Below are 7,977 nucleotides of genomic sequence, written 5' to 3' on the forward strand. Positions count from 1 at the left end.
GCATGATCAACGAACGTTACAACGCCCGCGAAACCGAACCGCGCTGGCAACGCCTGTGGGACGACAGAGCGATCTTCGCCACCAAGAACGACGATCCCCGGCAGAAATATTACGTGCTTGAGATGTTCCCGTATCCGTCGGGACGCATCCATATGGGCCACGTGCGCAACTACACGATGGGCGACGTGGTGGCGCGAACGATGCGCGCCAAGGGCTTCAACGTGCTGCACCCGATGGGCTGGGACGCCTTCGGCATGCCCGCGGAAAACGCCGCGATGGCCAACAAGGTGCATCCCAAGGCGTGGACCTACGAGAACATCGCTTCGATGAAGAAGCAGCTGAAGTCGATGGGCCTGTCGCTGGACTGGGCGCGTGAATTCGCGACCTGCGACCCCAGCTACTACAAACACCAGCAGCGCATGTTCATCGATTTCATGAATGCCGACCTGGTCGAGCGCAAGCAGTCCAAGGTGAACTGGGACCCGATCGACATGACCGTGCTCGCCAACGAGCAGGTGATCGATGGCCGCGGCTGGCGCTCCGGCGCCGAGGTCGAGCAGCGCGAACTGACGCAGTGGTTCTTCAAGATCAGCAAGTACTCCGACGAGCTGTTGTCCGCGCTGGATGGGCTGGACCGCTGGCCCGACAAGGTGCGCACCATGCAGCGCAACTGGATCGGCAAGTCGGAAGGCCTGCGCTTCGAGTTCGGCCTGGTCGGCGCGCCCAAGGGTTTTGATACCTTGCCGGTGTTCACAACCCGGCCCGACACCATGTACGGCCCGACCTTTGCGGCGATCGCGCACGATCATCCGCTGGCCAAGGCGCTGGCGGAGAGCAATGCCGAGGTCGCGGCGTTCAACGAAAAATGCCGCCACATGGGCACCTCGCAGGCCGAGATCGACACCGCGGAAAAGCTCGGCTTCGACACCGGCATCAAGGTCACCCATCCCGCCGACGCCTCGTGGGAGCTGCCGCTGTACATCGCCAATTTCGTGCTGATGGATTACGGCACCGGTGCCATTATCGGCTGCCCGGCGCATGACCAGCGCGACCTCGACTTCGCGCGCAAGTACGACCTGCCCGTGCTCGACGTGTTCGTGCCGCTCGACAGCGACGCACCCGTCACCGACGTTGCCTATTCGCCGCTCAAGACCGAAAAGGTAAAGTACGTGCGCTGGGTCGGCGAACCCGGCGTCATGACATGCGAAGCCGCGATGAAGCAATCGCTGGACATCTTCGTGAAGGCCGGCTGGGGCACGCGCGAAACCAACTTCCGCCTGCGCGACTGGGGCATTTCACGGCAGCGCTACTGGGGCTGCCCGATCCCGATCATCCACTGCGAAGTTTGCGGCGTGGTGCCGGTGCCGATCAAGAACCTGCCGGTCGAGCTGCCCGACGATATCGAGTTCGACCGCCCCGGCAATCCGCTCGACCGACACCCGACCTGGAAGCACATCGCCTGCCCACAATGCGGCGGCGCGTCGCGCCGCGAGACCGATACCATGGACACCTTCGTGGATTCGTCCTGGTACTTCTCGCGCTTCACCGATCCGTGGAACGCGGATGCGCCGACCACGCCCGACGTGGTCAACCGCATGATGCCGGTCGACCAGTATATCGGCGGCGTCGAGCACGCGATCCTGCATCTGTTGTACAGCCGCTTCTTCACCCGGGCGATGAAGGCCACCGGCCACGTCGGCTTCGACGAACCGTTCGCCGGCATGTTCACGCAGGGCATGGTGGTGCACGAGACCTACAAGAAGGAAGACGGCAGCTTCGCCTCGCCGGCCGAGATTGCGATCACCGGCGACGGCGATGCACGGCGTGCGGCCATGCTCGACGACAAGTCGCCGGTGGCGATCGGTCCGATCGAAAAGATGTCGAAGTCCAAGCGCAACACCGTCGATCCCGACGACATCATCGCCACTTACGGCGCCGATACCGCGCGCTGGTTCATGCTGTCGGATTCCCCCCCGGACCGCGACGTGATCTGGAGCGAGGAACGCGTTCAGGGCGCCTCGCGCTTCGTGCAGCGGCTGTGGCGTCTGGTCGGCGAATCAGCCGACCACGGCAAATCCGCCCCCGCCACCCGGCCAGCTGAATTCGGCCCGGACGCGCTGGCGATGCGCAAGGCCACGCATGGCGCGCTCGACAAGGTCACGACCGGTATCGAAAAACTGCATTTCAACGTCTGCCTGGCCCATATACGGGAATTCTCGAATGCGCTGGGCGAGGCGCTGGCCCGGCCGAGCACGCCTGCCCCCGACATGTGCTGGGCGCTGCACGAGGCCGCGGTCATCCTTGTTCAACTGTTTGCGCCGATGATGCCGCATCTGGCCGAGGAATGCTGGACCGTGCTGGGTCAACCGGGCATGGTTTCGGAGGCGCTATGGCCGCAAATCGAGCCCAATTTGCTGGTTGAAGACACCATGACCCTGCCGGTTCAGGTCAATGGCAAGAAGCGCGGCGAAGTCGTGGTGGCCCGCGACGCGCAGAATTCCGAAATTGAGGCTGCCGTTTTGGCGCTCGATACAGTAAAACAGGCGCTGGATGGCAAGCCCGTCCGCAAGATGATTATCGTGCCGCAAAGGATCGTGAATGTCGTCGGCTAGGTTTGGGGCAAAATCCCGCATCGTCGCCCGGTTCGCCGTCGTCGCCACTTTGGCGGCCCTGACGGCCGGCTGCTTCCAGCCGATGTACGCCGAACGTAGCGACGGCAAGCCCGGCCTGCGCGACAAGCTGCTTGGCGTCGAAGTGCCGCCGCTGTCCTACCCGAACGGTTCGCCGCAGGCCCGCGTCGGCGTCGCAATCCGCAACGCGCTGCAGTTCAAGCTGTACGGCTCGGCCACCGGCCTGCCGCCGACCTACAAACTGGTGCTGCGCTTCAATCAGAGCAAGACTTCGCTGATCATCGACCCCGCCACCGCGTTGCCGACCAGCGAGAATTACGGCATCGACGCCAACTACGCCCTGATCGAAGTCGTCACCGGCAAGCAGGTGCTGACCGGCAATACCTTTGCCCGCGTCACCTACGACATCCCCGGCTTCCAGCGTTTCGCCCGCGCCCGCGCCTTCCGCGACGCCGAGGATCGCGCTGCCGTGGAGATCGCCGACAACATCAACACCCGCCTGGCGTCGTTCTTCTTCGCCGGCACCTGAGCCTGCGACACCCCTCATCCTGAGGAGCGGCCTCTTGGCCGCGTCTCGAAGGATGTGCCGCATCACACATGGTTCGAGACGGCGCCCACGGCGCCTCCTCACCATGAGGGCGGTGTATCCTTCAACTGAGCACTGAATTTCAGGAGCGGTCATGGTCGCGCTGCGCGGAAAAGAGATCGATTCCTTTCTCGCCCGGCCGGACCCGGCGCGGCCGATCATCCTGCTGTACGGCGCCGACGCCGGGCTGGTGCGCGAGCGCGCCGAAGCGCTGGTGAAATCCGCGGTCGACGATCCCTCCGATCCCTTCTCGCTGGTCCGAATGGACGGCGATGACCTCGCCGCCGAGCCCTCACGCCTGGTCGAGGAAGCGATGACCATCCCGATGTTCGGCGGCCGCCGCGCCATCCGCGTCCGCGCGGGCTCCAAGAACTTTGCCAGCGGCGTCGACGTGCTCGCCGATTCGCCGCTGAAGAATTGCCGCATCGTGATCGAGGCCGGCGAGCTGCGCCCGGAATCGCCTTTGCGCAAAGCCTGCGAACGCGCCAAGACTGCCGTCGCCATCGCCTGCTATCCCGACACCGAGCGCGATCTCGCCAAGCTGATCGATGACGAGCTGCGCGCTTCGAATTTGCGCATTGCGCAGGATGCAAGGGCGTCCCTGATGGCGCTGCTCGGTGGCGACCGCCAAGCCTCACGCAACGAAGTCCGCAAGCTGACGCTGTACGCCCACGGCACCGGCGAAGTGACGCTCGACGATGTGATGGCGGTGGTGGCCGACGCCTCCGAGCTGAAGATCGACCCGATCGTCGATGGCGCCTTTGCGGGAAATCCTGCCGTGGTGGAAGTTGAATTCAACAAGGCGATGATCGCCGGCACCTATCCGGGCGTCATCATGATGGCCGCGCAACGCCAGGCCGCCCTGCTGCACAAGGCCAGCCTCGCCATCGAGCAAGGCGCGTCGGCCTCATCTGCCGTGGAGAGCGGATTTCCGCGGCTGCATTTTTCCCGCAAGGGCACGGTGGAAGCAGCCTTGCGGAATTTCTCGACAACACGGCTGCTGGCGATCATCGAGCAGCTGGCCGTCGCGGCGCTGGATGTCCGCAAGCAGAATGTGCTCGGCGCCGTGATCGCGCAGCGCGCGCTGATGGCAATCGCCGTGAATGCACGGCGGCGGGGATAGGGGTCCACCACTCTCATCATCCTGAGATGCGCGCATTTGCGCGCCTCGAAGGATGACGGCTGAGTGCGCGCGGCGCCCTACACTTCCAGTTCAAGCTTCCTGATGATCTCGTCGAGCTGATCGAGGTCGCGGTACTTGATCTGCACCACACCACCGGGATCGCGATGCTCCACGGAAACCTTGAGGCCGAGCGCGTCGCTGACACGCTTTTCCAGGGCCACGGTGTCGGCATCCTTGGCGACCTTGCCGGCAGCAGCACGGGGCTTCTGCGGCGCGCGTTCCGGCACGCCTTCTTCATGCGCCAGCGCTTCGGTCTGACGAACGTTGAGGCCTTCGGCGATGATGCGCTTCGCAGCCGCCGAGGGATCCGGCAGGCTGATCAGCGCACGCGCATGTCCATTCGACAGTTCGCCGGAGGAAATCAACGCCTGCACATCTTCCGGCAGTTTCGTCAGCCGCATCATGTTGGCGACATGGCTGCGGCTCTTGCCGACGGTCTTGGCGATATCTTCCTGGCTGCGTTTGAAGGCAGTGGCGAGCGCGTGATAGCCCAGCGCTTCTTCGATCGCGTTGAGGTCCTCGCGCTGCACGTTCTCGATGATCGCGATTTCCATCGCGTCGGCATCGCTGACCTCGATCGGCACGATCGGCACTTCATGCAGGCCAGCGATCTGCGACGCGCGCCAGCGGCGCTCGCCGGCGATGATCTCGAAACGATCATGCGTGCCCTTGACGGCGCGGACCACGATCGGCTGGATCACGCCGTGCTGCTTGATCGACGCGGCGAGTTCGCCGAGCTCGGCGTCAGAAAAGGTGCGCCGTGGATTGTGCGGATTGGCTTTCAGAAATTCGATCGGCACCTTGCGCTGCGCGCGCGGCCGATCGACATGGGCGGCCTCACCACCGACATCGCCGATCAGGCTTGCGAGCCCCCGGCCCAATCGCGAACGTGCTTCATCGGCCATGGCCAGCTCCCTTGGACTCACTCGCGCTACTCCGCGTTAGACACTTGAACTCAGATATTTTGCAGCTTGGGCAACTTCGCTTTGCCCACCCCGCCCTCACACTCAATGTGCGGTGCGCAGCTCGCGCTCGCGCTGGATCACTTCAGTGGCGAGCTTGAGATACGCCTCAGAACCGGCGCACTTCAGATCGTAGACCAGCACCGGCTTGCCGTAGGACGGCGCTTCCGAGATCCGCACGTTGCGCGGGATCATGGTGTCGTAGACCTTCTTGCCCATGAACTGGCGGACATCGGCGACGACCTGGTTCGACAGGTTGTTGCGCGAGTCAAACATCGTCAGCACGATGCCGTGGATACTCAGGTTCGGGTTCAACGTCGAGCGCACCTGCTCCACGGTCTGCAGCAATTGCGACAGACCCTCCAGCGCGAAGAACTCGCACTGCAACGGCACCAGGATCGCATCCGACGCGGCCATCGCATTGACTGTGAGCAGGTTAAGCGACGGCGGGCAGTCGATCAAAACGTAGGTGTAGTCCTCGCCGGCGGCCGCGTCGCTGTTCAGCGCGGCGATCGCGTCACGCAGCCGATAGGCGCGGTCGCGGGTCGAGCCGAGTTCGAGTTCGAGGCCGGACAAATCCATCGTCGAGGGCGCGATGTGCAGCCGCGGCACGGCCGTCGGCACCACCGCTTCGCGCAGGGCGACTTCGCCGATCAGCACGTCATAGGTCGAGGAGCTGCGGTCGCGACGGTCGATGCCCAGACCCGTCGAGGCGTTGCCCTGCGGGTCGAGATCGACGATCAGGACGCGCTCCCCGATAGCGGCCAGAGCGGTGCCGAGATTGATCGCCGTGGTGGTCTTGCCGACGCCGCCCTTCTGGTTCGCCAGCGCGAGAATCCGCGGATGCCCCGATGCACCGTTAACTTCTTGATAATTTTCATCAATAACGGTCATTCGGCGGTGCCATCGGTTGAACCAGCGGAGGCTGGGGCGGACGGGATCTGCCGCTCGATGGAATCGAGTTCGACAATCCAGCCTTGTCCACCGGTAAGACTGGCGTGCAAGCGCGGTTGAATTTTCCAATATTTAGTAGCTTCGGTCAATTCTGCATCTACATCTTGACCCTTCAGGAACAAGGCCTTCGTGCCTGCTTTCATCAACGGTTCCGCGTAGCCGATAAGGGTGTGTAGCGGAGCCACCGCACGGGCAGTGATGCAATCGACCTCCCGCGGAAAACTGTCCACGTTATCCCCAATGTCCGCCAGATGAATCGTACCTGGGGCTTGCGTTACCCGTAGTGCTTCGCGCAGGAAGGCGGCCTTCTTGGCGTTGCGCTCGACCAGATGAACATGGCCGCCTTCGACGTCTCCCATCGCGCAGGCCAACACCACGCCGGGAAACCCGCCGCCGCTACCGAAATCGAGCCAAATCTTTGCCGACCGCGCGAGGCTCAGCAGTTGTAGCGAATCCGAGATATGCCGGGTCCAGAGGTTCGGCAAGGTAGACGGCGAGATGAGATTGGTCTTGGCCTGCCACTGCACGAACAAATCGACATAGCGATCCAGCCTCGCTTCTGTTTCACGTGAAACAGGGGTGAGGCGAAGCGCTGCGGATTTATCGGTGACGAGCCGGGGCGCCGGGGCGGGTTTTTGCGAGCGTTGGGCCATGAATCGGTCTGCAATGGAGAGGGTCATGTCTTACGCCGACGGACCTTACCTATCTATGACTTTGCGCAAAACAATAGCGCCGACGTTTCACGTGAAACGTCAGGCGCCGCCCGCAGCCGGCCGCTTACGCGACTCGCGGCGCAGGTAGGCCGCCAGAATCGCCAGTGCCGCCGGCGTCATGCCGTCCAGCCGGCCCGCCTGCCCGACCGTGCGCGGACGCGCGGCCTCAAGCTTGGCTCGGGCTTCGTTCGAGAGCCCGGGCACCAAGGCATAATCGATGTCGGTGAGGATCAGGCCCTCGTCTCGACGGAAGGATTCCACATCCGCCGTTTGGCGCTTCAAATAGACGTCGTATTTCGCGTCGATCTCCAGATGCACCGCAATCGAAGGATCGATGGCTGTCAACTCCGGCCAGATCGCACTGACCTCGGCCCAGCCTACATCGGGATAGGCCAGCAGCTCGAACGCGGTGCGGCGCTGGCCGTCATGGTTCAAGGCCAGCCCGTGCCTGGCGGCCTCGTTCGGCGTGATCGACAGCGCCTGCGCCATAGCCTTGCCGGATGCCAATGACGCCATCTTGCTGGCGTGGCGGGTCGAACGGGCTTCACCGACGCAACCGAGCGCAATGCCCATGTCGGTGAGGCGCTGGTCGGCATTGTCGGCGCGCAACGTCAGGCGATATTCCGCGCGCGAGGTGAACATCCGGTACGGCTCGGTGATCCCGCGGGTGACGAGATCGTCGACCATTACCCCGAGATAGCCGTCGGCGCGGTCGAACACGACCATCTCAGTGCCGCTGGCGGCCAGAGCCGCGTTCAGCCCTGCGACCAGTCCCTGCGCCGCCGCCTCTTCATAGCCGGTGGTGCCGTTGATCTGCCCGGCCAGGAACAGTCCGGGCAAGCGCTTGGTCTGCAAGGTTGGATCGAGTTCGCGTGGGTCGACGTGATCGTACTCAATGGCATAGCCCGGCCGCACCATTCGAACCCGCTCGAGACCCGGAATCGTCGCC

7 protein-coding genes are annotated in these 7,977 nt (G+C 63.7%); 3 read left to right on the forward strand and 4 right to left on the reverse strand.

All coding sequences use genetic code 11. From position 1 onward, the window contains the following. The first annotated feature begins 2 nt into the window (after positions 1 to 2). The 3 genes from leuS to holA all read left to right on the forward strand — a co-directional run bounded on the left by leuS (position 3) and on the right by holA (position 4,339). Entirely contained in the window at positions 3 to 2,612 is a 2,610-nt protein-coding gene (gene leuS, locus JWQ24_RS03220; RefSeq protein WP_299804267.1) for a leucine--tRNA ligase, read from the forward strand. Next, positions 2,599 to 3,159 carry an LPS assembly lipoprotein LptE gene (gene lptE, locus JWQ24_RS03225; protein WP_299804270.1) on the forward strand — a complete coding sequence of 187 codons (561 nt, stop codon included), beginning with the start codon at positions 2,599 to 2,601 and terminating at the stop codon, positions 3,157 to 3,159. Before leuS ends, lptE begins: the two co-directional genes overlap by 14 nt. A gap of 151 nt (positions 3,160 to 3,310) precedes the next feature. Continuing rightward, positions 3,311 to 4,339, forward strand: coding sequence for a DNA polymerase III subunit delta (gene holA / locus JWQ24_RS03230; protein WP_299804272.1), 1,029 nt, complete (start codon positions 3,311 to 3,313; stop codon positions 4,337 to 4,339). 77 nt (positions 4,340 to 4,416) lie between these two features. On the opposite strand, the gene JWQ24_RS03235 is transcribed toward holA, so the two are convergent. The 4 genes from JWQ24_RS03235 to JWQ24_RS03250 form a co-directional block, all read right to left on the reverse strand. Then, complete coding sequence (locus tag JWQ24_RS03235; protein ID WP_299804275.1) at positions 4,417 to 5,304, reverse strand: ParB/RepB/Spo0J family partition protein; 888 nt, start codon at positions 5,302 to 5,304, stop codon at positions 4,417 to 4,419. A gap of 102 nt (positions 5,305 to 5,406) precedes the next feature. Continuing rightward, positions 5,407 to 6,255 carry a ParA family protein gene (locus tag JWQ24_RS03240; protein ID WP_299804277.1) on the reverse strand — a complete coding sequence of 283 codons (849 nt, stop codon included), beginning with the start codon at positions 6,253 to 6,255 and terminating at the stop codon, positions 5,407 to 5,409. Further along, entirely contained in the window at positions 6,252 to 6,968 is a 717-nt protein-coding gene (gene rsmG, locus JWQ24_RS03245) for a 16S rRNA (guanine(527)-N(7))-methyltransferase RsmG (protein ID WP_299804295.1), read from the reverse strand. Before rsmG ends, JWQ24_RS03240 begins: the two co-directional genes overlap by 4 nt. Before the next feature lie 99 nt (positions 6,969 to 7,067). Further along, on the reverse strand, positions 7,068 to 7,977 hold a 910-nt coding region (locus JWQ24_RS03250; protein ID WP_299804280.1), incomplete at its 5' end, for an FAD-dependent oxidoreductase.

Origin of the sequence: Tardiphaga sp. (genome assembly GCF_028290495.1) — a bacterium.
Lineage (GTDB): Bacteria > Pseudomonadota > Alphaproteobacteria > Rhizobiales > Xanthobacteraceae > Tardiphaga.

What these genes read in the sequence shown, in the direction of transcription:
- leuS (WP_299804267.1), top strand. Translation starts at nt 3, where the DNA reads ATGATCAACGAACGTTACAACGCCCGCGAAACCGAACCGCGCTGGCAA.
- lptE (WP_299804270.1), top strand. Translation starts at nt 2,599, where the DNA reads ATGTCGTCGGCTAGGTTTGGGGCAAAATCCCGCATCGTCGCCCGGTTC.
- holA (WP_299804272.1), top strand. Translation starts at nt 3,311, where the DNA reads ATGGTCGCGCTGCGCGGAAAAGAGATCGATTCCTTTCTCGCCCGGCCG.
- JWQ24_RS03235 (WP_299804275.1), bottom strand. Translation starts at nt 5,304, where the DNA reads ATGGCCGATGAAGCACGTTCGCGATTGGGCCGGGGGCTCGCAAGCCTG.
- JWQ24_RS03240 (WP_299804277.1), bottom strand. Translation starts at nt 6,255, where the DNA reads ATGACCGTTATTGATGAAAATTATCAAGAAGTTAACGGTGCATCGGGG.
- rsmG (WP_299804295.1), bottom strand. Translation starts at nt 6,968, where the DNA reads ATGGCCCAACGCTCGCAAAAACCCGCCCCGGCGCCCCGGCTCGTCACC.